Genomic DNA, 24240 nt, shown 5'->3' with positions numbered 1-24240 from the left:
GACGGTGCGGGTCTGGGATCCTGATACTGGCGACCTGCTGGCCGAGCTGACCGCCCACGTCGGCTCGGTGGGATCGTTGGCGGTGTTGCCGGGCCTGGATGGCCGGCACTTCATCGTCTCTGGCGGTCGGGACGATGGGACGGTGCGGGTCTGGGATCCTGATACTGGCGACCTGCTGGCCGAGCTGACCGCCCACGTCAATGGAGTGATGTCGATAGCGGTGTTGCCAGGCCCAGGCGGCCGGCACCGCATCGTCACCGGCAGTCAGGACGATGGGACGGTGCGGGTCTGGGATCCTGATACCGGCGATCAGCTAGCCGAATTGACCAATGTCGGTAGGATCAACGCGCTGGCGGCGCTACCGGGTCCGGACGGCCGACACTGCATCATCGCCGCCGCCGGCGGCGGCTTGAACGATGGGGTGGTGCAGGTCTGGGACTCTGACACCGGTTGCCAACTGGCCGAATTCACGGGCCAGACCAGTGAGGTGGTGTCGTTGGCGGTGTTACCTGGCCTGGATAGCCGACACCGCATTGTCGCCGGTGGCGACGATGGTTCCGTGGTGGTTTATTGCCAGGGACCGAAGAGCCGTGCGCCAGCCCGCAGCCCCAACAGCGACACTCCGGATTGTCGCGAGATTGGAGCAGCTTCACGGTGATCTCGATGGTGACCCGTGGCCGGACTCTCGCCCAGGGCGTCATTCGAGGCGATCAACGGCCGACTTGCCGGAGACGGTCGGTGGCTCTCCGCCGGCGGCCTGTGGAAGCTCAACAAACACTGAAACGGCAGATCACTGCCACGTAGTAGCAGTAGCCGGCACGGTGGCGTGCCGGCTACTGGGATCGGTGTGGTGACGCTGTTAGCCGCCCTCTGCGGGCAGGGCCAACCGGGACGGCTCGTGGCTACGGCGTACTGGCTGTTAGGCGGTGAAGCGTTCGCGGCTCGCTTCGCGTACGAAGGACTGCCAGTCCTCGGGATCGATGTTCAGGACGGGGCCAGCAGGGTCTTTGCTGTCGCGGACGAGGACCCGCCCGGTGGTCGGGAGGAGGTTGGTGGCCACCTCCACGCAGTTGTTGCCGTTGCCGCTGCGGCTGGACTTACGCCACTGGGCACCGGTCTGGTCAGGCTTCACGGAGTGCCTCCAATGCAGAAGTGATCATGCTTCTCGACTCGTCCTCGTTGAGTGAGCGGCGGTCGATGTCTTCCCAGACGAGCTGGTAGGTGCCGGACTCGCCGGGCTTGTTCAGGTAGAGCGCTCCGGTCAGGGTGTCGACGTAGGCGAGTGGCGGTTCGAGCGGCTCACCACTCTGCGGGTCTGCCGGGAAGGTCAGCAGCGCGAACGGGGTGGACGCTGCCATGCCGCCGTGGACTCCGGCGGTGAACGGCAGCACCCGGATGCTGATGTTGCCGCGCCGGGTCAGTTCGAGCAGGTGCTCGAACTGCTCGATCATCACCTCGCGCCCGCCGATGTGCCGGTGTAGTACGGCCTCGTTGAGGATGACGCTGAGGTGTGGTGCGCGAGGGCGGGTGAGCAGCGACTGCCGCTCCATCCGGACCTCGACGCGTCGCTGTTTCTCGCCGTCATCGATGTAGCCGGTCGGCACTCCGTGAACTTCTTCGGCGTACCGCCGGGTTTGAAGCAAGCCTGGGATCAGCTCGACCTCGTACTGCCGGATCGTCTCGGCGGAGTCCTCCAGCGAGACGTAGAGCGCGAAGAACGCCGGTAGCTCGGTCTCGGTGCGGTCGTGCCACCAGGACTTCCGCCGCCCGTTGCGGGTCTCGGCAGTGAGCGCGAGGAGGATCCTCCCGTCCTCAGGCTCCGCGCCGTAGAGCTCCAGCATGGCCTTGACGTCGATGTCCCGGAAGCGTACGGCCTCGTGCCCGTCCTCCATGCGGGCGATCGTCGCGCGTCCCTTCTGGAGTGCGTCTGCCGCCTGCTCCTGGGTCAGGCCGGCGCGTCGTCGCAGTGCTTCGAGTCGCCGGCCGACGTACCGACGCAACAGTGCAGAACCCACCATATCCGACACCTGTCGACCACCTCCCGCTCGTTTTGGGCGTGTGTCTCGCCCAAATGATACAACCGATCTGCCATTACATACATTGGCCCCGCCTAAATGGGCTGGACAATTACCGATGATCTCACGTGGCGTCGATTAATGGAAAGCCGATCTCCCTGAGGTGTTGATTTTTGGTCACACTCAAAGTGTAATGAGGTGGTCGCAAGTTCTCCGCCGCCCGTTCTGGCGCTGGCCAGGCTATCGATTGGAGCAAGAGCGTGATTCTCGTGCTGGTAGCCGCGATATGCCTGTTTGCCGGCGTCCTCGTGGGGTTCTGCTTCGGCAAGGAAGTCAGCGGATGGTGCGTGGAGTGCGGGGACCGAGTGCACCCACCCGATCTCCACCTTGCTGGCGGCCAGACCCGTACTCGAAGACCCTGGTCCTGACCAACCTGGTCCTGATCAGACGGACGCGCAACTGACCGACGTGCGCGGCCGACGACGGCTTGCGGAGCTTCGGCACCCCTGCACCTCGCGGCCAGGCCGGGACCCGGCTCAACACCTATTACATAGCAACTTAAGGAAGGAGGCGTGATGCCACCACCCACCCCTGCCACCGACCCGCACCAGCGCCGCCCCGATGACATCGCCGACGCGGCCACCTATCGCCCGTCCGACCGCGTGTGGGTATGGCCCCCACACACCGGCCAGTGGCGACCCGGCGTCGTGGAAGCTAGGTCGAACCTTGCGGTGCTGGTGACCTACCAGCGTCCCGGCGGTGGTACCAGCGTCGACTCGCTGCTCCCGCACAACGTCATGGCCCGTACCGAGCCCGACGCCGACCTCGACGGCACCTCGTCCCGTCCGATCCGGCTGCGCGACGTCCGATCCCTCACCGCCAGGTCAGCCGCCCCGGCGTGACCAGCAAAGTTGTATCTCGAAGGGTTACATATGGACAGTCAGCTACAAACCGCAACCGACCTGGACCACCCGGACTGGTGTGATCTCAGCGAGTGCACCGCCAGCGGCCCCAGCGAGTTCCACCCCGAGTCGTCGCCGCCCGCGCACTGGGGCCACCGGCATTCCTGCAACCCCCAGCCGGGGCGGTACCCGACCGAGGTAGCTGTCCAGCTTGTCCGGTTCGTTGACGACCCGCCGAAGACCGACTTCATCCGGGTGGAGCTGGGCAGCTACGAGGAGATGCGCTCGCACTACGTGCGCCTCGCCCGGGGCGCGGCGATGCGTGACGTACTGAATGTGCTCCTCGCGCAGGCGCAGACGGGTCGCGACGTGACCCGCGAGTCGGGGGCGTGATCCGATGCCCTCCGGCTCTGTCGACGTGGAGGCCGCGGAACGTGCCGCCGGGCAGTTCCTGACGGAGCTGGGTGTCACCTTGGACACGGACTCCAGGTCGCGCAGCGCGGCGCGGATGGTGGCCGCCTACCGGGAGCTGCTGGCCGGCCCGCAGTTCGCACCGACGACCTTCGCGAACGACGCCGGCCATCGGGATCTGGTCCTGGCCCGCGCGGTGCCGTTCGTGTCGCTGTGCGAGCACCACTTCTTGCCGTTCACCGGGGTCGCGCACGTTGGCTACCTCCCTGACGGCCGCATCCTCGGCCTGTCGAAGATCGCTCGGCTGGTGGAGATGTTCGCCCGGCGTCCGCAGGTCCAGGAGAGCCTCACCCAACAGATCGTGGGCTGGCTGTTCGAGGAGTTGAGCGCACGCGGCACCGGGGCTGTCGTCGTCGCTGAGCACACCTGCATGACCCGCCGAGGTATCAGAGCGCACGGTGCGACAACCGTCAGCGTGGGATGGCGCGGCACCCTCGCCGACGATCCGTCCGCGAGGGCAGAGTTCCTGACCCTTGCCGGAGTCGCGCTACTCGCGGGAGGCGCGCTGTGACCGAAAATCCCACCCCGATAAGAGATCGCGAACGTACGGCAGACCTCACGCACGTTTCAGGTGACGCCAGGAGGGGCGATGAGACACGGACCTAGCGGGGCGAACGCGGGATCGCCAAGGAAAGTGGTACTGGTGCTTTCCGGCGGGTTGGACAGCACCGTGCTCGCCCATCGCCTGCGGGCCGAGGGCTGCGACCTGACGATGCTGTCGTTCAACTATGGGCAGTCGCATCGCCGGGAGCTGGAGTTCGCTTACCGGACAGCCGCAAGCCTCGGAGGTGCCCACCGGGTCGTCCAGCTCGGCGCGATCGCTGAGCTGCTCGCTGGGTCGTCGCTGACCGACCCAGCGGTGGCGATGCCCGACGGGCACTACTCCGACTCCTCGATGAGGGCTACGGTCGTGTCGAACCGCAACGCGATCATGCTTGACGTGGCGGTGGCGCACGCGGTTGCCATCGGAGCCAGCGCGGTGGCGCTCGGCGCTCACGCTGGCGATCATCCGATCTACCCGGACTGCCGGCCGAGCTTCGTCGCCGCCTACGAGCAGATGGTACGGGTGGCGAACGAGGGTTTCATCGATTCGGACTTCGTGGTCCTCGCGCCGTTCATCAACGCCAGCAAATCGCAGATCGTGGCCGAAGGTGCCCGACTGGGGGTGCCGTTCGAGGACACCTGGTCGTGCTACCGGGGCGGCGCACGGCATTGCGGCAGGTGCGGGACCTGCGTCGAGCGCCGCGAGGCCTTCTTCGTCGCCAACGTGGCGGACCCGACCGAGTACGAGGTGCCGTAGGTGTTCACCATCAGAAAGTCGTTCCGGTTCGAGGCGGCGCATCGAATCTCCGGCCTTCCCGCCGATCACAAGTGCGGGCGGCTGCACGGGCACAGCTACACCGTCGAGGTCCTTGTCACCAGCCCCGACCTCGTGCCGCCGGGGTTCGTGGTGGACTTCGCCGACCTGGCGCCGCTCGGTGAGTACCTGGCCGCCACGTTCGACCACCGGGACCTGGCGGAGGTGCTCGACGTCGCGCCGACGAGCGAGAACCTGGCGTGGTTTCTCTACGAGTGGTGCCAGGAGAACCTGCCCCTGCCCGTGACGGTCCAGCTGAGGGCCGTCCGCGTCGGTGAGACCGCGTCGACTTACGCGGAGTACGCCCCGGCGGACGGCCGGTCATGAGCGCGGCGGCCGGCGGCCTTCTGGTGGCGGAGATGTTCGCGACGGTGCAGGGCGAAGGGCCGAGCTGCGGCCAGCAGGCGTTGTTCGTCCGGCTGTCGCGGTGCAACCTGTCCTGCCCGTCGTGCGACACCCCGTACACCTGGGATTGGAGCCGGTTCGACCCGGCGCGTGAGGCGACCCGGCGTTCGACGGACGCCGTACTGCGGTGGGTGCTGGACCAGCCGACTCGGCTGGTGGTGGTCACCGGCGGTGAGCCGCTACTCCAGCAGGCCGAACTGGTGCCGCTGCTCGCCGAGCTGGCTGCTGCCGGTCGCCGAGTGGAGGTGGAGACCAACGGCACGGTGGTGCCCGATCCGGCGGTGGCGGAACTGGTGGACTGGAACGTCTCGCCGAAGCTGGCGAGCTTCAGCGCCCCGCGTGACCAGCTGCGCCGGACAGTCGGTAAGGCGTTGGAAGCGTTCGCGCGCACCGGCCGGGCGCGGTTCAAGTTCGTCGCATCCGGCCCGGCGGACCTCGACGAGATCGCCGGCCTGCAGCAGCGGTTCGGACTGGACCCGGTCTGGGTGATGCCGGAAGGCACCGCAGCGGATCAAGTGCTGACCGGGCTGCAGGGCCTGGCCGACGAGGTGGTGCGGCGGGGATGGAACCTGACCTCGCGGCTGCACGTCTTGGCCTGGGGTGACGTCCGTGGCCGGTAACTCGACCCATCACAAGGGCGAAGGGCCTGGACGGGGCCGTCGTTCCCGGCCCCATCGGCCGCGCGTGTCGGGTAGCGGCTCGGGTGACGCTGTGGGGGGCGGGATCGTTCCTGCCGTCCAGGCTCGATCGAGCGTACCGGATGCGGCCCTCGCGGCACACTCCCTGATGTCGTACCTCGTCGATCCGGTTCATCTGGTCGCGGCGGCCCGCGCCTGTATGCGGCGGGCGTCGGCACCCGGTGTCGACGGGATGACCTGGGCGGCGTACCGGGTGGGCCTACGGGACCGGCTCGCGAAGCTGGCTGAACGCCTCCGCGCCGGCTCCTGGCAGCCGGCTCCGCTGCGGCAGGTATGGCTTCCGAGCTACACCGGCAAGACCTTCCCAGCCGCGATCCCGACAGTGGAGGACCGGATCGTGCACCGCGCGATGCGCGACGCGCTCACGCCGATCATGGAGGCGAGGGTGCTCGCCGACTGGGTGTCGGGGTACCGCGCCGGTCGTAACCGGATCACCTCGATACGGCAGGCCGACCAGCACCGGCGTGCGGGTAGGTGTTGGGTCGCGGACGTTGACGTTGCCGGCGCGTCACAGGGCGGCACCGTCGACGAGCTGGTCGGCTGGCTCGCCGTACACGTGAAAGACGGTGCGTTCCTGGCACGGTTCCGCCGCGCCCTGGATGCCCTGCCCACCCCGATGATGCCTGGCAGCGGCCTGTGGCCGGTGGTGTTTCACCTGCGGCTGGCGCAGGCAGATGCGCAGCTCGACGGGCTGTCAGTAGTGCGCTTCGCCGACAACTACGCCGCGCTCGCACCCGACCGCCGAGGCGCGGCCATCGCGTACGAGCGGATCGGCTGCGCGCTCGCGTCGGTAGGGCTCGCCCCGAACGTACGCAAGAGCCGAATCCGGCCACCGCACCTGGCGCACCCCGAAGACCTGTTCCTGATCGACGGATGAGAGGAGAGACATGCACAGCACCGATACGACGCGGACCACCAACGCGGACGATAGGGCTGGTCGGGCGTCACCACTGCGGTGGCTACCCGTTCCCGGCGGCAACGGCCGGTTCGGGGACACGGCCCGGGAACGTACGGTGACCGACCTCCTCGTGGCGGCCACACCGTTGACGTACTGGCATCTGAACCGGGCCGACGAGCCGCCGGACCCGGACCTGCCGGTCGTCGAGGTCGACCATGCCCAGGCCGTCCGGCTCGCAGCCGACGTGGGCGGACGGCTGCCCACCTCAACGGAGTGGGAATGGATCGCCGGCGGCCGGCAGCGACGGACCTGGCCGTGGGGAGACGACTCCTGGCGGCCGGACCTCGCCCGACTCCGCGGCACGGAGGTCGAACACACCCGCTGCGGGCCGGTCGGCGTCCACCCGGCCGGGGCGACCCCGGAGGGCCTGCTCGACGTGGCCGGCAACTGCTGGGAGTGGACGTCCACACCAACCATGGGGCACGGGTACGTGATCAGAGGCGGCTCCTATGCCTCACCGCCGTTGTACGCCCGCTGCACGTTCCTCAACGCCGTGCACGCCGAGTGCCGCAGCGCGGGAATCGGCGTACGCCCGGTGAGGCCGGCATGAACCACAAACTTGCGCTGCCGGTCAGCGACGGGCTTGTCCTCGTCGGCTGCTCGAAGGAGAAGTCAGCAACGCGCCGTGCGCTGGCCGCGTTCGACCTCTACGACGGCGGCTGCGTCCCACCGATGCGCGATCGGCTCGGCTACCGGCCGCACCGCGACCGAGTCCGCTTCCTCAGCGCCGAACACGGACTCGTGCATGCCGACACCCCGTTGCACACCTACGACCGGCCGCTCGATCCGCACCGCGCCGTCGAGCTGCGGCCCCGGGTGGCGGCGGCACTGACCGCCGAGTTCGACACCACCGGCGTGCCGGACGAGATCCTCGTCGTCGCCAAACCGCTGTACCTGGTCCTGCTCGCCGACCTGCTCGCCCACCCGGCACGCCCTCGCATCCACTGGATTCCCGACCACGCGTCCGGGTGGCCCGACGCCGCCCGTGTTCTCAACACCTGGGGATGGTGACCATGCCGACCCTGGCCCAGATGCTGGCCGCCAGCGACAACGACCACACCGACCTGACCGCAGCGTTCACCGCCCGCACCGGGCTGGGCTGGCACGACCCGACACCAGCGGCGATGGCAGCGGGGACCGCGCTGTCGGTGGTGATCCCCGCACACAACAACGCCTACAGCCTGCCCGTCGTGCTCGACGCACTCGCGAAGCAGGACACCTCCGGAACGGTCCAGGTCATCGTGATCGACGACGCCTCCACCGACGACACCCCGGCCATCATTCGACTGCACCCCGCAGTCGACACCGCCTACCGGCTGCCCGTACAGGTGGGTGGCGCCGCCGCCCGCAACGTCGGCACCCACCTCGCCGACGCCGACACCATCGTCCACCTCGACGCCGACATGGTGTTGACCGCCCACGCCCTCGCCGACATCGCCGTACGGGCCCACCCCAGCCTCGTTCAGGTCGGATTCCGGCACAACATCGCCTACCAGCCCGGCCGGTACCTGCGGGCCGAGGTCCCCGAAGGGGAGCCGGACCTGCACGCTGACCACCGCGTCCGGTGGACCCCGCCAGTCGGCAAACCCATGTTCTACACCGGCGATGTCTACCACCAGCCGATGGACCTGCGCCCGCTCGACGACACCCACGACTTCGTCGATCTCGGCCACGGCGCCCGCTACTTCGACTGGGACCTGCCGAGGATGGTCGTCACCGCACTGGTCGCGATGCCCCGCGCAGCCGTCACCCACGTCGGCGGATTCGACCCCGGATGGACCGTCGCCGGCTGGGGAGCCGAGGACACCCACCTCGGCGCGACACTGATCGCCGCCGGCTGCAAGATCACACCCCTGCGTCAGCTCCGCGCCTGGCACATCGACGCCCCCGACGCCGCAATCCAATGGCGGGCGAAGCTGGCCAGCGTCCCAGCCCGCATCGCCTACTACCGGCACCTCCTCGGCGAGCCCGCCCCCGCCCAGCGGGAAGCCGACCTCGCCTCGCGGGCCCAGGCCCTGCTCGCGCATGCGGAGGTGCTGCGGTGACCTCTCGTGTGTATGGCGTCGATGGCCACCTCGCCCACGACCCGGCGACCGGACTGACCCACCACGCCCCACACCCGCTACCCGCCGGCAGATGGAGCGGAGACCCCGCTGAGGTCAGCCGGTGGCCGGTCATCGCCCCCGACCAGCACACCCGATCCCAACCAGCCAGCATCTGCTGGTCGCCGATCGTCCGCTGCAACCTGCACTGCCCGCACTGCCTCGACGACACCAGCGTCCGTGAACTCGGCCCCGCCGACCGCAACCGCATCGCCCAGATCCTCGCCAGCAGCGACATCCTCGGCGTGGACATCAGCGGCGGCGAACCACTGCTCCTCAAAGACCTACCCGACCTGGCCCACACCGTCACCGCCGGTGGACGCGCCGCAGTGTCGATCACCACCAACGGCACCCACCTGCAACGCCGCGTCCCACACCTCGCAGACGTCGTCGATGCCATCCGGGTCTCCCTCGACGGAGCGACCGAGCCCACCCACGACCGGCTACGCGGCACCGGCAGCTTCACCCACGCCATCGCCGGAATCCGTGCCGCCGTCCAGGCCGGCGTCTCCGTCCAGATCCAGACCGTGCTGATGGCCACCAACCAGCCGGAGACCCAACGAATGATCGACCTCGCCCACGACCTCGGCGTCAACGGCCTGACCCTGCTCCAAATGCTGCCCATCGGCGCTGGCCTGCACCAACAGAACCAGATGCTCACCGACGTCGCCGCACTCGACCACGTGCACCGCCTGCACATCCCAGACACCCTGCGCGTCCGGCTGCGCACCCGCGAACTCGCGGGCGGATTCACCGTCGTCCGCGCCGACGGACACATCTGGCGCAACGACCAGCGCGGACTGACCATCGCCGGACTGAAGCCGCTGACCACCCCCGCCGACCTCACCCTCACCGCGAAGGACGGATCCGCATGACCAGCCGCACCGCCCAGCGGACCTTCACCCACCGCCGCGTCCTACGGCTCACCGCCGACGCCTACGAGCAGGCAGTCAACCTCCTCGCCCGCGAAGTGACCAACCGGATCGGACCCATCGGGGCGATCATCGGCATCGCCAACGGCGGCGTACCCCTGTCCCACAGCCTCGCCGCCCGCCTCGACGCCCGGGTCCTACGGGTCGATGCCAGACACAACCCCACCGACACGATCTACACCCAGGCCACCGGCCACGTCACCCTCGACCTGCGGCCACTCACCACCGTGCTGCGCGACACCCGCCTGCTCGGCAACGTCCTGCTCGTCGACGACATCTGCGGCACCGGCGCGACCATCGACGCGCTCTACCCGAAACTGTTCCCGTACCTCTGGGCGGGATCGGTCGTCCACACCGTCGTCCTGTGCCGCAACACCGGTGCCGACTACAACCCCCACCTGTGGATCTGGGACACCGACGACTGGGTGCACTTCCCCTGGGAAGCGCCCCTCCCCACCGCCACGCCCGTCGAAGACCTCGCCGTCCCCGACACCGCGCAACACCGATGACGACCGTCGCCTTCGTCCTCGCCTCCTGGCGACCGGACGCCCCCGCCGGCATGGAACGCGCCGTCGCTGGCACCGTCACCGGTCTGACCGCCAGCGGCCACCGTGCCGTCATCATCACCGCCGACCGCACCACGCCACCCAGCTACGCCGCCGCACCCGTCGTCACCCTCGACAGCCTGCGCATCCCGCACCCCTGCGACGACGACAGCCTGCGCGACGCCATCACCGCCGCCGAAACGCCGATCCGCGCCGAGCTGACCAGCACGTTCGCCGCACACCAGGTCGAGATCACCGTGTACGTCGACAGCCTCTGGGGACTTGGCCGGGTCATGCCCACCACCGACACAACCCGCCGGATCCTCGGCATGCACGTCGTCGGCCATCACACCGACCTGGCCGCCGCCCTGCCCCGAGCCCACACCGTCATCGCCCCCTCCGACACCGTCCTGCGCCGCGCCGCCGCCAACGGCTACGACACCTCCCGCTGGCGGGTCGTCCCGAACCCTCTGCTCACCGACCAGCCGCCAGCACCGGAATCCCGCCGCCGTCTACTACGCCGGGAAGGTCCGATCCGCGTCGTCGCGCGCCTGGGCCCGGAGAAGGGCGTCACGCAGCTGCTCGCTGCCGCCAGCGCCCGTCCGTCCGGATACGCCGTCGAGATCGCCCTGGCCGCTGCCGGGTTCGAGGTCTCCACCGGGGGCCAATCGCAGCTACTTGGTGAAGCGCGGCGTCTCGCCGCCGGAGCCGGAGTGCAGCTCCGGGCAGGTCTGCGATGGGCGCAGGTGCCCGCCTGGCTCGCCGCCGCCAGCGTCTGCATCGTGCCTTCCCTGGCCGAGACGTTCGGCCTGGTCGCCCTCGAAGCAATGGCCGTCGGCACCCCCGTCATCGCCCTCGACGTCGACCACCTCCCGACGCTCATCGGCGATGGCGGCGTCATCGTCGAGCGGGCCAGCGGCCACGTCGGGCTGTGGCGCGCCGCCGACCAGCTCCTGCACGACCCGGTACGCTACGAACGCATCTCCAGGGTCGGCTACTACCGCGCGCGGGACTATCGACCCGCCCACATCGCTGGCCAACTCCTGAAGGTGGTGAGCTGATGGGCGGTCGCCCCATGCAGCCAACGCTCCCAATCCCCGCCGACATCACAGCTGCCCCGCCGCTGCTGCTCGTCGACGGACACAACCTCCTGTGGGGAGCCACCTTCGGCTTCCCCGCACCGATCTACTCCCGCGACAAGACCCGCCTGCTCACCGGACTGTTCGCCTTCTTCGCCCTCCTACGGGTCGCGATCCGCAACGAGATCCCCGGCGGCGGCCCTGAAGTCATCGTCGTCTGGGACGGCGAACACGGCTCGCGGGCACGCCAGCAGGAACACGACGGGTACAAGGCCAGCCGGCCCACCGACGACGACGCCCTCCTGCCGCTGCGCTTCCTGCCCGACGTCAAGCGAGGGCTCGACAGCTGTGGCATAGCTTGGATCGAACTGGACCAGGCCGAAGCCGACGACGTCATCGCCACCCTCGTCCATGCCACGCCAGCGCCGCGATCCGTGATCGTCATGTCCCGCGACCGGGACTACTACCAACTCGTCACCGACCGCGTACACGTCCTCAACACCCGCTTCCGCGCCGGCCACCGGCTCGTCACCCCCGACGAGGTGTACGCCCGCCACCAGGTCACCCCCGACCAGTGGGCCGACTTTCGCGCCCTGGCCGGCGACCCCGCCGACGAGATACCCGGCGTCCACGGCGTCGGTGCCAAGACCGCCGCGCGACTCCTCGACGGCGGACTTCACCTGGAAGACCTCCCCGCCTCCGGGCGGCTCACCAACGGCCGCGGCCGAACCGTCGCCGAGCAGTACGACCTCGCCCTCAAATGGCGCGACCTCATCCGACTCACCACCACCCTCGACCTGCCCCACCACCCGACCGGCACCCCCAGCCCGGCACTACCCCGACCCGCCGACATCGTTGAGGAACTCGGACTGTGGTAGCCACCCCCACCGGCGGAATCCTCACCGTCATGGCCCACCCCGACGACGCCGAACTCTGGGCCGGCGGAACCCTCGCCGTACACGCCGCCGCCGGCGTACCCGTCGCCATCGCCGTGCCCGGCCTCAACCCGACGAGACGTCGGGAAGCCGTCGCCGGCGCCCGACTCCTCGGCGCGACACCGCACCTACTCGATGCCATCACCGTAGACACAGTGCGGGATCTACTCGTCGGCATTCAGCCCGACGTCGTCATCACCCACAACCTCGACGACATCCACCCAGACCACCAACAAGCAGCGCAGATGCTGCTCACCGCGCTACCAGACGTTGTCATCAGCACCGGCAAACCCCACGCCGTCTACACCTGCGACAGCTACCACAACCTCGACCGCCACGGACACCCACTACATCTACCCACCATCATCGACATCACCCCCACCTGGCGCACCAAGATCACAGCGCTCGCCGTACACCAGTCCCAGCCCATCACCGAGCACTTCGGCCCCATGGCCGAAACCCTGGCTCGCCTCCACGGCGGACGCGCCGGTGTCCAGTACGCCGAAGCCTTCGCCCCCGTACCCGTCCTTGGCCGACTCCCCACCACCCCACTCTCCCTATCGGGGCATTAGGTGGAGTACGCACGAATTGCCGCAATACTCACTGGACGTAGATTCGCTAAGTGGACAAAATTGATATTCCGAGTGAATGCGGGCCGCTCTGACTAGTCGCGTAGCAGTTTGCGCGACGGAACTTGCAAGACCCAAATAAACTGCATGGGAATTCCATGTACTACGGGTGCGGTGATCGATGCTGAGTGCTGGCCGTGACCCCTGAAGTGGCCAGCGCCGCGTGGGTCAGTCCTCCATAGCCGCGACGAGCCGTCGTAGGCCGGCGCGTTCCCGGCGGTTCTCGTGGGTGATCCACTCCTTGCCTTCGGCGGCGATGCCTTCCAGCACATGCAGGGTGCGATCGAGACCCGAGGCGTCGAGGGAGACCTGGGAGGCGATGCGGTCGTCGTCGCCGAGCTCCGGCATGCCTGGCCACTCACCATTGATCGTCAGCTCGTCCCGGGGGTTGTTCGTCAGGGTCAGGGAGAGCTTTTTCTCGCCGTTGCGGGCATCGACGACGTGCGCCGCCACGACCGAGTTGTACTGGTATGTGAGGCGCTGCTGATCGCCGAATCCCGTGGTCTCGAAGTCGAGGGTGACCGTCACCTGGCGGACGCCGTCCTTGGTGAGCAGGAAGAGGAGAAGTTTGTATCGCGAGTAGCGCCATGGTCCTTTGCTGACTCGGGCCCGCTTGCACCCGGGCAGGGGCGCCTCGATGAAGGCGTGCGCTATCACGTCCTGCGCGGCCAAGCGGTAGTGCCGCAGCGTGTCCTGGACCAGGATCTTGCGATCGCAGTCGAGCCAGTGCGCCATCTCCGCGTCGGTTGGCTTCGATTCCAACTTGCGTACCCACCTGTCGTACGCCGCGCACCGGTCCTCGTAGTCGTGCCGGACCCGGACCAAGTCGTCCCGGTAGCGGTGGCGCTCGAGAAGGAGCGCATGCCAGCCCTGGATGGCGAGGCGAGCCCCGGCCACGACGCCGACCGTCGCGATCGCCGTCGTGAACGGTGCTTCGACGAGGGCCTGCCACAGGAGCAGCGGCCCGGCAACCACCAGGGCGAACACGGCGGCGCCGAAGGCGGCCCACGTCGAGGATGGCACTCGCGAGTTCTCGGGATCCGCTGTGAGTTCACCGCTGAGCCACAGCCGCTTGACGTCGCTGGCGAGGAATCTCACTAGCCAGGCGACCCGCTTGGCGTCGACCGATTGCTCCCGGTACAGCTCGACCAGCTCGTTGCGCAGGGACTGCCGGATGCCCGCCGTCTCCGCCAGCCACGTCTCCCGGGCCAGGCCCTGCGGCAGGTAACGTCCGAAGTAGCGGTCGAACAGGGAGTCCATCGCTGAGGCGAACCGGTCGGACTGTGCGGGTACACGCTGAGGTGTGAAGGTGAGACGTTGGCGGGCCATCCGCCGTCGATGCTGAGCCAGTCGGATCGTGAATCCCGCCCGGACCGTCACGACGGCGGCTCCAAGAGCCATCATCAGGTAGCCGGCCGAGCGGGGCCACGAGTGCGCCAAGGCGTAGTTGATCACCAATAGGCCCGTGACGAGGAGCAGCGCCGAGCCGCCGATGGCGCGCAGGACGTCCGCCGCGTCGGTGCGGAGCGGGGGTGGCGGAACCGGCCGAGGACGTACCGGCTTGGGCTGGAAGAACTTCCAGACGCGCTGCGCCCGGTCCTTGGCCGTCCTGTCGCGCCGCGCGGCCGCGAACGTCTTCTCCCAGGTCCAGTCCTGATGCGGGCCGGCCAGGAAGACCTCGAGATGGTTGAGGATGCTTTCCTGTAGGGACGGGTCGAGCGACTCGAACTCCTTGACCACCGAGCCGATCGCGGCCGGGTCGGGAGTCTCGGCCGTGGTCTGCGGCAGCGAGTCCAGCAGCGAGCCGACGACATCGATGCCTCGAACCCAGGGATCTTCGGAGCGTTGTGTCGCCCAACGGCGCACCTTTGCCAGCTGCTTGAGTTCCTGGTCCGTCAGGCTCTGCACGGTACGGCCGCTCAGCAGTGCGAGCGCCAGGTAAAAATGGGCGCGGGAGTTCGTGTAGCCTCGGGCGACCGCTTTTATGATCAGCGCCCTCGCCTCGGACTGCGCGCTGATCCCCAGGTAGCGGAGGCCGACCTCGAACTGCCGCTCAGGCGGGTCGTCCTCGCTGACGTGGTACCCGCCTTCGATGTGGACCCATTGGGCCTGGAAACCCACCCGGGCATCGCCGCTCGCGACATTGGTGAACGATGCTTCCTGCGGCCCGGCGCTCATGACAGGGCCCGTAGAGCCGCTATGAGCCCCGCGACCCGCGTGGCGAGGTCCGTCCAGTCCAGTAGCAGGCCGCGCAGCTTCCGCAGGGCGGTGGTCGCACGGCTGCCTGCCTCGTCGTCGGTCGGTGGCACTTCTGCGGCGGCGGCATCCATCTCGTGCTCCGCAGCGCGGTACGTGACCGTGTCCACGTCACCCGCCTCATGGCACTTACGGAGCGCGGCGCGCAAGTCTGCGAGCTGGTCGTGGAATGTCTCCCTGCCGGGACCGCTCGGCGCGCCGTAGACGGTCGCGTGGTGAACGGTATGTGCCTGAAATCCGACGTGGGCGTTGCCCTTGGCGACGTTTCTGACAGAGCCGGACATCGACGAATCACCTGCTTCTTTCCGAGGACGGCGAGGGGAGGAGCCATACTGCGCCCCGAGCTCCTGAGCGAGCGCGAGGGCGAAGGCCGCAGCGTTGGCGGCGGCACGCGGCTGCCAGTTCTCGCCGTCGGTGTGGACCTTGGTCCCGTCAGCGCGGTCGCTGATACCGCGGACGACGACGGCCGGCAGAGAGCGGTTCAAGTGGGCGGCCTGGGCGACCCCGGCGGACTCCATCTCCACTGCCAACGCGTCGTTGTAGTGATCACGAATGCGCGTGGCCTCGGGCGAGGACGCCGAATCGAGGACGACCTCTCCAGCGGCGATCGGGCCGAACCGCACCCGGGGCACGCCTCCGTAGAGACCCTGCGCCCAGCCCCGCTCCCGCTCAAGATGCCGGGCGAGCTGATCACAGACATGGGGGATCTCCCACACGCGAGGTCGGGTGCGGAACGCATCGCTCTCACTGGTGCCGCCGTGATAGGCGTACACGTGGGTGGCCACGACGACGTCGCCGAGGCCGACGGAGGGCCAGAGCGCCCCGGCCACGCCGGCGAAGATGACCGCTTCCGGATCGAACTCGGTCATGGCGCGCTCGGCGATGACAGCGGAGGGATGGTTCCCCTTGCCGACAAGGCCGAGAATGATCTCACAGGAGCCTCCGGCCACAGTTCCACGTTCGAATCGCGTGCCCATCGGATGAACGTGCGGTTCGACTTTCGTGAGACGTTCGCGGACTGCGTTGTACTCGAGGTCCAGTGCGGTGAGCACGACCACAGGTCTGGTCATCTCTCATCTCCTCCGGATGTGACGGCCGAATCCGTGCGGATCATGGGTGGGTAGAGGTTCTGGCACGGACCAGCGCGGTAGACGCGGGCCGGGCGACCGGTGCCCGTGGCGCGCGGCGGACCGGCGGGGACCACGAAGCCCTTCGTGCCCTGGACCTTGCGGTAAAAGTTGCGGGGGTCGAGCGGCGTACCCCAGACGGCCTCGTAGACCTGCTGCAGCTCCGTGAGGGTGAAGACCTCGGGGCAGAAAGCGGTCGCGAGCCCGGTGTGCTCCAACTTGGAACGAGCACGCTCCACCCCGTCGACGACGATGCGGAGATGGTCGAAGGCAAGCGGTACCCGCGCCGCGAGTACATCGTCGGCCGGAGTCCACTCGGCGGCTGCGGCGTCGGTTCCGGCGATGGGCTCGGGAAGGCGCGGCACGACGGCGAGGTGGGCGACGGAGACTACGCGTCCACGAGGGTCACGGTCGGGGTCGCCGTATGTACCGAGCTGCTCCAGGTGCGGGATGTCGGTGAGCCCTGCCTCCTCCCGCAGCTCCCGGCGGGCGGCGCCGAGGATGTCCTCTCGCTCATCGGCGAGGAATCCACCAGGCAGCGCCGCCTGCCCAGCGAACGGCTCGACGCCGCGCCGCACGAGGAGCAGGTATAGGCGACCATCGCGCAGGGTGAGGATCACGAGATCGACAGTGAGCAGGATCCGGGGCGGTTCCCATATGTCATCGAGCACCACTCGACCATAGCTTTTTGTCGACATGACAAGAAGTCATCTGACCTGTCGTATCGTCGACACTCAAAGTAACGACTTGATCATCAAGAAGTGAGCCAACGGTGGCGAGTCAGTCCGGAAACGGTCCGATCGCCGGGCGTCCGATCGGCCCGGCACCGGGGAGCGCCGAAGTGCGGCGATGCGGGCGAGCCCAGTCAGTTGACCGGTGCCTGCGGCGCCGGCTTGATCAGCCGCGCCGCAGTAGCCTTGCGGATCGCGTCGACTCGCGACACCGCGTGCAGCTTCGCGTAGATGTTCGTCAGGTGCCGTTTGACGGTGGCCTCCGTGATGCACAGCCGACCGGCGATCTGGGCGTTGCTCAGCGCTTCGGCGGTCAACCGCAGCACCTCCAGCTCCCGTTCTGTCAACGGTGGCGTGGTGCGCGGTCGCTGCCGGTCGAGCCGTTCCACGGTCGCGCGGGACACCGCCAGCAGGACGTTCTGCACGGGCCGGCGCACCACGGACCGGACGGCGGCGACGAGTTCGTCCCGCAGGATCGTCTTGAGTAGGTACGCGACCGCGCCGGCCGTCAGCAGTTCGGACACGAGGTCGGGGTCGTCGTGCATGGTTACCACGACGACCCGGGTCTGTGGGGCGGCCCGGCCGACCTGACGGACGACGGCGGCGGCGCCGAGGCCGGGCATCTCCACGTCAAGCAGCAGGACGTCGGGTCGTAACCGGACGCACACGGCCACCGCCTCCGGCCCGGTCGACGCCTCGCCGACGACCGTGAATTTGGCATCGGTGCAGAGCATCTCGCGGATGCCGTCACGCATCAGCGCGTGGTCGTCGGCGAGACAGACCCGGATCTGCGGCCGGTCTGGGGCGGTCAAAGCCCGCTCTTCATCAGCGGGACCCGTACCTCCACGCGGGTGCCCCTACCCGGCTCGCTGACGACGGAGAGTCGGCCCCGAAGCAGCAACGCCCGCTCCCGCATCGACGGTAGTCCGCCGCCGGCCCGGTACGGGCCACTCGAATCAAAGCCCCGGCCGTCGTCGGAGACCACGGCGCGCACCTCGGTGGCAGCTGCATTGACGGTGACGTCCAGTCGGCGTGGTGCGGCGTGGCGTAGCGCGTTGCGGACCGCCTCGCGCAGGATCAGGTAGAGCTCCTCGGTGGTATCCGGAGGCAGGGCCTTGGCGTCGCCGGTGATGCGCAGCGAGACCCGTACCGATGGTGGCGTCGTCACCTTCAGGTATTCGCGCAGCGCGCTCGCCAGGCCCTCCTCGCCGACACAACGGCGCAGTTCGGCGGACAGTTGCTGCACGGTACGCACCGCCTCGCCGAGGTACTCGACCGCGCTGTCGAGATTGGCCCGCGCACGCGCCTGGTCGTGTTCGGCGTAGTGCCGGTTCAGGTCCAGTCGGTGCAGCGTCAGGCTCATGCCGTGCAGCACCCGGTCGTGCAACTCCCGAGCTATCCGTCGCCGCTCCTCCTGCCGGGACTCCTGCAGCTTTGTCATCAGGAACGTCACGTAGGACAGGGATCCGACGGCGACTCGCGCCATGATCGCCTCATGGAACAGTTTGCTGATCCGGGTCGCGCTGATGCTGTCGGTGGGCGCGAATTCGCGACTGATGATTGGCAGGCCGACCTCGAACAACGTGATGGCGGCGCGTAGCGACTCCACCGGGTGGATGCCGTGCTCGGCCCGCTGCGCACCGATTTCGACACTGGGCAGCCGAGCCTCACCCGTCAGTGTTATCCGGAAGGTGTCCGGCAGTCTGAGCTGAGCCGCCACGTCGTCGAGGACCGATGCGACCTGGCCGGCGAGCTGCTCGGCGACCTCCGGCCGGCTGATCAACTGGTTGCCCTGCTGCCGCAGGGCCCTGGTGAACGCGCTGAGGACCTCGTCGAGGATCCCCGTGGTGTCCGTGCTTCGGGCCGCGTCCGCGTCACGCCCAGTTCTCAAGAGGCCTCCCCGCCGACTCCTGCCACGGAGACTTATGATAGCGCTCCCGACTGGAACATCCACCCCTTACGGGGTTTGAGTGTCGGGATTAGATCGTCTCTGCTCAGGCCGCTTGGTTGTGGTCTCCGTCTTTGATTTTGCTGGCCATAAGCTTTTCTTTAGCAATTTACCCATATAAATCAACTTGAATCCTTACCGGTTGGACCTGGTTGGCCTGTTCGTCGTGCTGCGGTGCGGACGGCGTAATCCCGTCCGACAGCCTCCGCTCCGCCCGCCCGCGTGTCGTCCGACCCGGCGGTGCGCCTGCGCCCCGGCTGCATCCGTACGCGCCGTTGGTCGAGGCGTCGCGCGTCCTTGGTCGTAGCCGGTGCCGCCACCTTCATGGAGCCTGTCGGCGGATGGGGCTCTGCCACCTTGGCCGGCCCGGAAGCCGGCCCCTACCATCGACCCATTGATGATTGTCGTTGTGGGGAGCCTGCTCGGGCCACGATCCGCCCTGTGCGGGCGGCCCGCCGACGAACCATCCGACACGAGGAAAGGAGCAGGCCGTCATGGTCACAGACGCGCCGACACCCGCCGGCCGAGAGCCGGCACCCGGCACTGTCCGGCGTGGTCGCCGGCTCGTCGGGCGGCTGGTCGTCGGGGCGTTCGTGGTCGCCGTCTGCATCGTCGTCGCGTTCGCACTCCGTGACCAGGACTGGTCGACGCTCGGCCAGCTGACCCGTCCCCGGACGGTGCCGGCGCTGGCCGCCGCCCTGGTGGTCACCTCCGGCGGCCTGCTCTGCGCCGCCCGTGCCTGGCTGCTGACCATCTCGACGACCGGCGTGCCGGTGCCGGTCACCGCCGGTGTCCGGATGTTCTTCGTCGGCCTCCTCGGAAAGTTCCTGCCCGGCCGGGTCTGGGGCCTGCTCGCCCTGCTCAAGCTCGGCGAGCGGGCCGGGGTGAGCCATCCCAGAATGGCGGGAATCTACCTGGTGAACGTGGTGGTGGTGCTGCTCAGCGGTGGGGCCGTCGGTCTGCTGGTCGCGCCGGCACTGCTCGGGGCCCACTCCCTCTGGCTGTTCCCGGCCCCCGGCGCGCTGCTCGGGTTACTGCTCCTGCGGCCGGCGTTGATCGACCGGGTGGTCGCCGTGGCGGCCCGGCTGGCCCGTCGCCCACAGCTGGCCCGGCTGGCCCGGCCCGAGCACCTGCGGCGGTCGATCGGCTGGCAGACGGCCTCGTGGGTGCTGTTCGGGGTGCACGTCTGGCTGGTCGCCACCCTGCTGGGTGCCGCGCCGGTCAAAGCGCTGCCAGTGGCGCTGGGCGCCTTCGCAATCGCCAGTGTGGCTGGCACCCTAGCCCTGTTCGTTCCGGACGGCGTCGGGGTGCGGGACGTCCTGCTGATCGCCGCCCTCACAGTCGTGCTGCCCCTGCCGGCGGCGGTCACCACCGCCATCGCCAGCCGGGTGCTGTGCACCCTCGCCGAGATCCTCACCGCCGGGGCCGCCCTGCTCGTCACCGCGCTGCGCGACCGGCGTGCTGCGCGGGCGGCCGCCGCGTCGACGGACACCTCGGCGGAACGGTCCCCGGCCCCGGCTTCGTTCTGACCCGCCACCGCCCCGCCATCGGCGCGTACCCACTCGCCGCGATCAGAGAGCGAAAGGACCCAGCGAGATGCCACCACTGTTGTCCATCGACGACGCCGAACAGCTCAGCGTCGAGCAGGTGCACGACCTGTACCGCCAGCACGTGAACAAGGGCCAGGTCAGCCTGATGACCTCGTTCGGGTTCGGCCGGGAACTCGCCGACCGGGCCGAAGGCGCCTACATCCACACCCGCGACGGCCGGCGGATCCTCGACTTCACTGGCGGCGTCGGGGTGCTCAACCACGGCCACAACCATCCGCGCATCCTGGCCGCCCGCCGCCGGTTCGCCGAGCGGCAGCGGATGGAGGTGCACAAGACCTACTTCTCGCCGTACCTCGCCGCGCTGTCACACAACCTGGCCGCCGTCCTGCCCGGCGACCTCGACATGTCGTTCCTGCCGAACTCCGGCGCGGAGGCCGTCGAGGGCGCGGTGAAGCTGGCGTACAAGTACCACGGCGGGCGGCGCAACACGATCCTGCGCAGCGACATCAGCTTCCACGGCAAGCTACTCGGCTCCGGCAGCCTCACCGGCAGCACCCAGAACCACTTCACCTTCCCCGGTATCCCCGGGGTGGTGTCGTTCGACTACGACGATCTGGCCGCCGTGCGGGCGGCGGTGGAGGCCAGCCGCGACCGCAAGGGCCGCAGCGACGTGTACGCCATCCTCATCGAACCGTTCAGCGCCTCGACGATCCGGTGGTGCTCGGAGGAGTTCCTGCGTGGCCTTCGCGAACTGTGCACCCGCGAGGACATCGTGTTGATCTTCGACGAGATCTACACCGGCTGGGGCAAGACCGGGACCATGTTCCACTTCATGCGCTACCCCGGGCTGATCCCCGACGTGGTGACCACCTCGAAGTCCTTCGGCGGGGGCAAGTCGTCGATCTCGGCGTACGTGGCCCGGCGGCGGATCTTCACCAAGGCGTACGGCAGCCTCAACGACGCGCTGTTGCAGAGCACCAGCACCACCTACTACGGCTTCGGCGAGGAGACCGCGACCGCGATCGAGGCGATCAACGTGGCGGTCGACGAGGACTTCCCGGCCCGGGCACGGGCCATCGATCGGGTGCTCGCGCCGGGACTCGCCAGGATCGCCAAGGAACATCCCGACGTGGTGACCGAGGTACGGGGTGCCGGTGCGCTCTGGGGCGTCTTCCTGAACAGCGCCCGCTCGCTGGACCTGGCGGCCAAGGTCGCACCGGGCGGGCTCGCCAAGGATCCGCAGTTCGGCACCAAGCTCGTCACCTGCGCGGTGATCAACGCCCTCTACCGCGACCACGACATCTACAGCTACTACACGCTCAACGGCAGAAACCCGCTGGTGGTGGGGCCCCCGCTGGTCGTCGAACCCGCCGAGGTCGAGCATTTCCTCGACTGCCTTGACCGGACTCTCGCACTCGGCATGACCCGGCTGCTGGCCCGCTTCGTGGCCGAGAAGGTGTCGTCGCTGTGGTGAGCGGGGCCGCGGCCGGGACGGTGACCGTGACCGGCGGCAGTGGCATGCTCGGTGGCAACCTGGTGCGGTCCCTGGCCGGCGACGGCTGGCAGGTACGCAGCGTCGACCTGCGGCCACCGGCTGACCCGGTGCCCGGCGTCGACTACCTGACCGTCGACGTGCGGGACGCAGCCCGGGTCCGCGTGGCGCTGCGCGGTACGGACGTGGTGGTGCACACCGCCGCGGCGCTGCCCAGCTACCCGGAACCGGAGATCCGGTCGATCATCGTGGACGGCACCCGCAACGTGCTCGACGCCGCCCGGGCGGTCGGTGCCGACCGGGTCGTGCACATCTCCACCACCGCCGTGTACGGGCTACCCGGGCAGGTGCCCACCACCGAGGCCCACCCGCGTGAACCGGTGGACCCGTACAGCCGGGCGAAGGCCGCCGCCGAGGAGGTCGGTGAGCGGTCGCGGGCCAGCGGGATGTGCGTACCGATGCTGCGACCGAAGACCTTTCTCGGCCCTGGCCGGATGGGTCTGTTCGCGATGCTGTTCGAATGGGCCGAGGAGGGCCGGAACTTTCCGGTGCTCGGCCGGGGCGACGTGCGGATCCAGATGTTTGCCGTGGAGGACCTGGTTGACGCGGTCCGGGTCGTCCTGCACACCCCCGCCGACCACGCCAACGACACGTTCAACCTGGGCGCGGCCGAGTTCGGCACGCTGCGGGAGGACTTCCAGGCGGTGCTCGACGCGGCCGGGCACGGCGGGCGGGTGGTGCCGGTTCCGGCCCGCCCCGCCGTCGCGGTCCTGCGGCTGCTCGAGCGGCTGCGGCTGTCGCCGGTGTACGGGCGACTCGTCCACAAGCTGTGCAACGACTCGTACGTCAGCATCGACAAGGCCGGCGAGGTCCTCGGCTGGCGGCCGCAGTACTCCAACCGCGACGCGATCCTGCGCACCTACCACTGGTGGCGGGCGGCCCGCTCCGCCGGACCCGTTGCCAGCCCGTCCACCGGGCGGACCAGCCGGGATCCATGGAAACAGGGCGTCCTGAGCCTGGCCAAGGCCGTCTTCTGAACCGTCCGGTAGCTCACCCCGCGCCTCCCACACCCACCGGAGCTCGTCGTGACCATCGCCATCGACCAGCCCGTCGGCCCCGGCCCGACCCCACCGTCGCCCGGGGCCAGCCGGCCCGGCCTGCTGACCGACCTGATCACCCTGATCCGTCCGCACCAGTGGGCGAAGAACCTGCTGGTGGTTCCGCTCGCCCTGATCGACGCACCGGCGTTGGGGCCGGGACCGCTGGCCCGGGTCGGCTGGGCGGTCGTGCTGTTCACCCTCGCCTCGTCCATGGTGTACGTGGGCAACGACGTCCACGACCGGCACCGGGACCGGGCCCACCCCACCAAACGCCGCCGGCCGATCGCCGCCGGTCGGATCAGCGTCCCGGTGGCGTACGCCGTCGGCGTGGCCCTGGCGCTGCTGCTGGCCGCCGCGGTGCTGCTCGGGCCGGCCGTCGCCTGGTGGCCGATCGCCGGCTACCTGGTCCTCAACCTGGCCTACAGCCGTGGCCTGAAGCACCTGCCACTGGTCGACGTGTGCGTGGTCGCGGTCGGCTTCGTGCTGCGGGTCGTCCAAGGCCACCTGGCTGTCGGCGCACCGGTCGGCCGGTGGCTGCTGGTCGCGGTCTTCGCCCTGTGCCTGCTATTCATCCTCGGCAAGCGGCGGCACGAGGTGACCGTCTCCGGCAGCGACCACCGGCCGTCGCTACGCGGGTACTCGGTCCGGTACCTGGACCATCTGATCGTCTTCTGCGCGGTGCTGGCCGTGGTCGCCTTCCTCTTCTCCCTGCAGGAGACGGTGGCCGACCCGTACACCGATCTGGCCCTGCTCGGTTCGGTGCCGTTCGCGTTCTTCGCTGTCGCCCGCTACCTGCAGGTCCTGGTGGTGGACGGGCGTGGCGGGGAACCGACCCGGATCCTGCTGCGTGACCGGGTCATGGTCGTCAACGCCCTGCTGTGGGGCGTGCTGCTGGCCGGCACGCTGCTCGCCGCGCACTACGCCGTGCCGCTCGATCTCACCGCCCGGCTGCGCTGACCGACGGCCGGCCCCACCCTCAGCCGACTACCGCCCCAACCCGACAAGGAG

The 24240-nt window shown here is 69.0% G+C and carries 26 protein-coding genes and 1 pseudogene; 20 read left to right on the top strand and 7 right to left on the bottom strand.

Annotated features, from left to right (window positions below):
* Window positions 1-658: pseudogene (locus tag ACFHWS_RS25280) on the top strand (hypothetical protein); the annotation flags it as partial.
* A gap of 261 nt (window positions 659-919) precedes the next feature.
* Here ACFHWS_RS25280 and ACFHWS_RS25275 read toward each other — a convergent pair.
* Window positions 920-1132 (bottom strand): DUF397 domain-containing protein, encoded by a 213-nt coding sequence (locus tag ACFHWS_RS25275; RefSeq protein WP_416569247.1) that lies wholly within the window; start codon window positions 1130-1132, stop codon window positions 920-922.
* Window positions 1122-2018, bottom strand: a complete 897-nt coding sequence (locus ACFHWS_RS25270) for a helix-turn-helix domain-containing protein (protein WP_416569246.1) — start codon at window positions 2016-2018, stop codon at window positions 1122-1124. Before ACFHWS_RS25270 ends, ACFHWS_RS25275 begins: the two co-directional genes overlap by 11 nt.
* A gap of 572 nt (window positions 2019-2590) precedes the next feature.
* Between ACFHWS_RS25270 and ACFHWS_RS25265 the strand changes: the two genes are divergently transcribed.
* From ACFHWS_RS25265 to ACFHWS_RS25195, 15 genes are all read left to right on the top strand, one after another.
* The gene (locus ACFHWS_RS25265; protein ID WP_416569245.1) at window positions 2591-2917 is read left to right on the top strand and encodes a hypothetical protein; all 327 of its coding nucleotides are present in this window, start codon (window positions 2591-2593) and stop codon (window positions 2915-2917) included.
* A 30-nt stretch (window positions 2918-2947) separates the two neighbouring features.
* The gene (locus ACFHWS_RS25260) at window positions 2948-3310 is read left to right on the top strand and encodes a hypothetical protein (protein ID WP_416569244.1); all 363 of its coding nucleotides are present in this window, start codon (window positions 2948-2950) and stop codon (window positions 3308-3310) included.
* A 4-nt stretch (window positions 3311-3314) separates the two neighbouring features.
* Complete coding sequence (gene folE / locus ACFHWS_RS25255; protein ID WP_416569243.1) at window positions 3315-3899, top strand: GTP cyclohydrolase I; 585 nt, start codon at window positions 3315-3317, stop codon at window positions 3897-3899.
* Between the two features lie 78 nt (window positions 3900-3977).
* Complete coding sequence (queC, locus tag ACFHWS_RS25250; RefSeq protein ID WP_416569242.1) at window positions 3978-4688, top strand: 7-cyano-7-deazaguanine synthase QueC; 711 nt, start codon at window positions 3978-3980, stop codon at window positions 4686-4688.
* On the top strand, window positions 4689-5072 hold the full coding sequence (locus ACFHWS_RS25245; protein ID WP_416569241.1) for a 6-pyruvoyl trahydropterin synthase family protein: 384 nt from the start codon (window positions 4689-4691) through the stop codon (window positions 5070-5072).
* The gene (locus ACFHWS_RS25240; RefSeq protein ID WP_416569240.1) at window positions 5069-5770 is read left to right on the top strand and encodes a 7-carboxy-7-deazaguanine synthase QueE; all 702 of its coding nucleotides are present in this window, start codon (window positions 5069-5071) and stop codon (window positions 5768-5770) included. Before ACFHWS_RS25245 ends, ACFHWS_RS25240 begins: the two co-directional genes overlap by 4 nt.
* A gap of 166 nt (window positions 5771-5936) precedes the next feature.
* Window positions 5937-6725, top strand: a complete 789-nt coding sequence (locus ACFHWS_RS25235; RefSeq protein WP_416569239.1) for an RNA-directed DNA polymerase (Reverse transcriptase) — start codon at window positions 5937-5939, stop codon at window positions 6723-6725.
* Between the two features lie 10 nt (window positions 6726-6735).
* Complete coding sequence (locus tag ACFHWS_RS25230) at window positions 6736-7356, top strand: formylglycine-generating enzyme family protein (RefSeq protein ID WP_416569238.1); 621 nt, start codon at window positions 6736-6738, stop codon at window positions 7354-7356.
* Window positions 7353-7817, top strand: coding sequence for a DUF6884 domain-containing protein (locus ACFHWS_RS25225; RefSeq protein ID WP_416569237.1), 465 nt, complete (start codon window positions 7353-7355; stop codon window positions 7815-7817). Before ACFHWS_RS25230 ends, ACFHWS_RS25225 begins: the two co-directional genes overlap by 4 nt.
* Before the next feature lie 2 nt (window positions 7818-7819).
* On the top strand, window positions 7820-8851 hold the full coding sequence (locus ACFHWS_RS25220; RefSeq protein WP_416557555.1) for a glycosyltransferase family 2 protein: 1032 nt from the start codon (window positions 7820-7822) through the stop codon (window positions 8849-8851).
* Entirely contained in the window at window positions 8848-9783 is a 936-nt protein-coding gene (locus ACFHWS_RS25215; protein ID WP_416569236.1) for a radical SAM protein, read from the top strand. The genes ACFHWS_RS25220 and ACFHWS_RS25215 overlap by 4 nt, the downstream gene beginning before the upstream one ends.
* Entirely contained in the window at window positions 9780-10349 is a 570-nt protein-coding gene (locus ACFHWS_RS25210) for a phosphoribosyltransferase (protein WP_416569235.1), read from the top strand. The genes ACFHWS_RS25215 and ACFHWS_RS25210 overlap by 4 nt, the downstream gene beginning before the upstream one ends.
* Window positions 10346-11446 (top strand): glycosyltransferase family 4 protein, encoded by a 1101-nt coding sequence (locus tag ACFHWS_RS25205; protein ID WP_416569234.1) that lies wholly within the window; start codon window positions 10346-10348, stop codon window positions 11444-11446. The genes ACFHWS_RS25210 and ACFHWS_RS25205 overlap by 4 nt, the downstream gene beginning before the upstream one ends.
* Window positions 11446-12342 carry a 5'-3' exonuclease gene (locus ACFHWS_RS25200; protein ID WP_416569233.1) on the top strand — a complete coding sequence of 299 codons (897 nt, stop codon included), beginning with the start codon at window positions 11446-11448 and terminating at the stop codon, window positions 12340-12342. Before ACFHWS_RS25205 ends, ACFHWS_RS25200 begins: the two co-directional genes overlap by 1 nt.
* Entirely contained in the window at window positions 12336-12971 is a 636-nt protein-coding gene (locus tag ACFHWS_RS25195) for a PIG-L deacetylase family protein (protein ID WP_416569232.1), read from the top strand. The genes ACFHWS_RS25200 and ACFHWS_RS25195 overlap by 7 nt, the downstream gene beginning before the upstream one ends.
* Before the next feature lie 225 nt (window positions 12972-13196).
* Here the strand turns inward: ACFHWS_RS25195 and ACFHWS_RS25190 are convergent, their stop codons facing one another.
* From ACFHWS_RS25190 to ACFHWS_RS25170, 5 genes are all read right to left on the bottom strand, one after another.
* Entirely contained in the window at window positions 13197-15206 is a 2010-nt protein-coding gene (locus ACFHWS_RS25190) for a hypothetical protein (protein WP_416557503.1), read from the bottom strand.
* A complete protein-coding gene (locus ACFHWS_RS25185; RefSeq protein WP_416557504.1) occupies window positions 15203-16354 on the bottom strand; it encodes a purine phosphorylase in 1152 nt (383 codons plus the stop codon). Before ACFHWS_RS25185 ends, ACFHWS_RS25190 begins: the two co-directional genes overlap by 4 nt.
* Window positions 16351-17109, bottom strand: coding sequence for an NUDIX hydrolase (locus ACFHWS_RS25180; RefSeq protein ID WP_416569231.1), 759 nt, complete (start codon window positions 17107-17109; stop codon window positions 16351-16353). The genes ACFHWS_RS25185 and ACFHWS_RS25180 overlap by 4 nt, the downstream gene beginning before the upstream one ends.
* Window positions 17110-17276: 167 nt before the next feature.
* Complete coding sequence (locus tag ACFHWS_RS25175; protein ID WP_416569230.1) at window positions 17277-17954, bottom strand: response regulator; 678 nt, start codon at window positions 17952-17954, stop codon at window positions 17277-17279.
* Complete coding sequence (locus tag ACFHWS_RS25170; protein ID WP_416569229.1) at window positions 17951-19033, bottom strand: sensor histidine kinase; 1083 nt, start codon at window positions 19031-19033, stop codon at window positions 17951-17953. Before ACFHWS_RS25170 ends, ACFHWS_RS25175 begins: the two co-directional genes overlap by 4 nt.
* Window positions 19034-19584: 551 nt before the next feature.
* Here ACFHWS_RS25170 and ACFHWS_RS25165 point away from each other — a divergent pair.
* The 4 genes from ACFHWS_RS25165 to ACFHWS_RS25150 all read left to right on the top strand — a co-directional run bounded on the left by ACFHWS_RS25165 (window position 19585) and on the right by ACFHWS_RS25150 (window position 24189).
* A complete protein-coding gene (locus tag ACFHWS_RS25165) occupies window positions 19585-20619 on the top strand; it encodes a lysylphosphatidylglycerol synthase domain-containing protein (RefSeq protein ID WP_416569228.1) in 1035 nt (344 codons plus the stop codon).
* A 166-nt stretch (window positions 20620-20785) separates the two neighbouring features.
* On the top strand, window positions 20786-22114 hold the full coding sequence (locus ACFHWS_RS25160) for an aspartate aminotransferase family protein (protein ID WP_416569249.1): 1329 nt from the start codon (window positions 20786-20788) through the stop codon (window positions 22112-22114).
* Window positions 22111-23169 carry an NAD-dependent epimerase/dehydratase family protein gene (locus tag ACFHWS_RS25155; protein ID WP_416569227.1) on the top strand — a complete coding sequence of 353 codons (1059 nt, stop codon included), beginning with the start codon at window positions 22111-22113 and terminating at the stop codon, window positions 23167-23169. The genes ACFHWS_RS25160 and ACFHWS_RS25155 overlap by 4 nt, the downstream gene beginning before the upstream one ends.
* A 48-nt stretch (window positions 23170-23217) precedes the next feature.
* On the top strand, window positions 23218-24189 hold the full coding sequence (locus tag ACFHWS_RS25150; RefSeq protein ID WP_416557510.1) for a decaprenyl-phosphate phosphoribosyltransferase: 972 nt from the start codon (window positions 23218-23220) through the stop codon (window positions 24187-24189).
* The last annotated feature ends 51 nt before the right edge of the window (window positions 24190-24240 follow it).

It is taken from the genome of Micromonospora sp. LOL_013 (assembly GCF_048060315.1).
Taxonomy (GTDB): domain Bacteria; phylum Actinomycetota; class Actinomycetes; order Mycobacteriales; family Micromonosporaceae; genus Micromonospora_E.
Note: the sequence above shows the minus strand (reverse complement) of the source record. Positions and strands in the feature narration are given on the sequence as shown.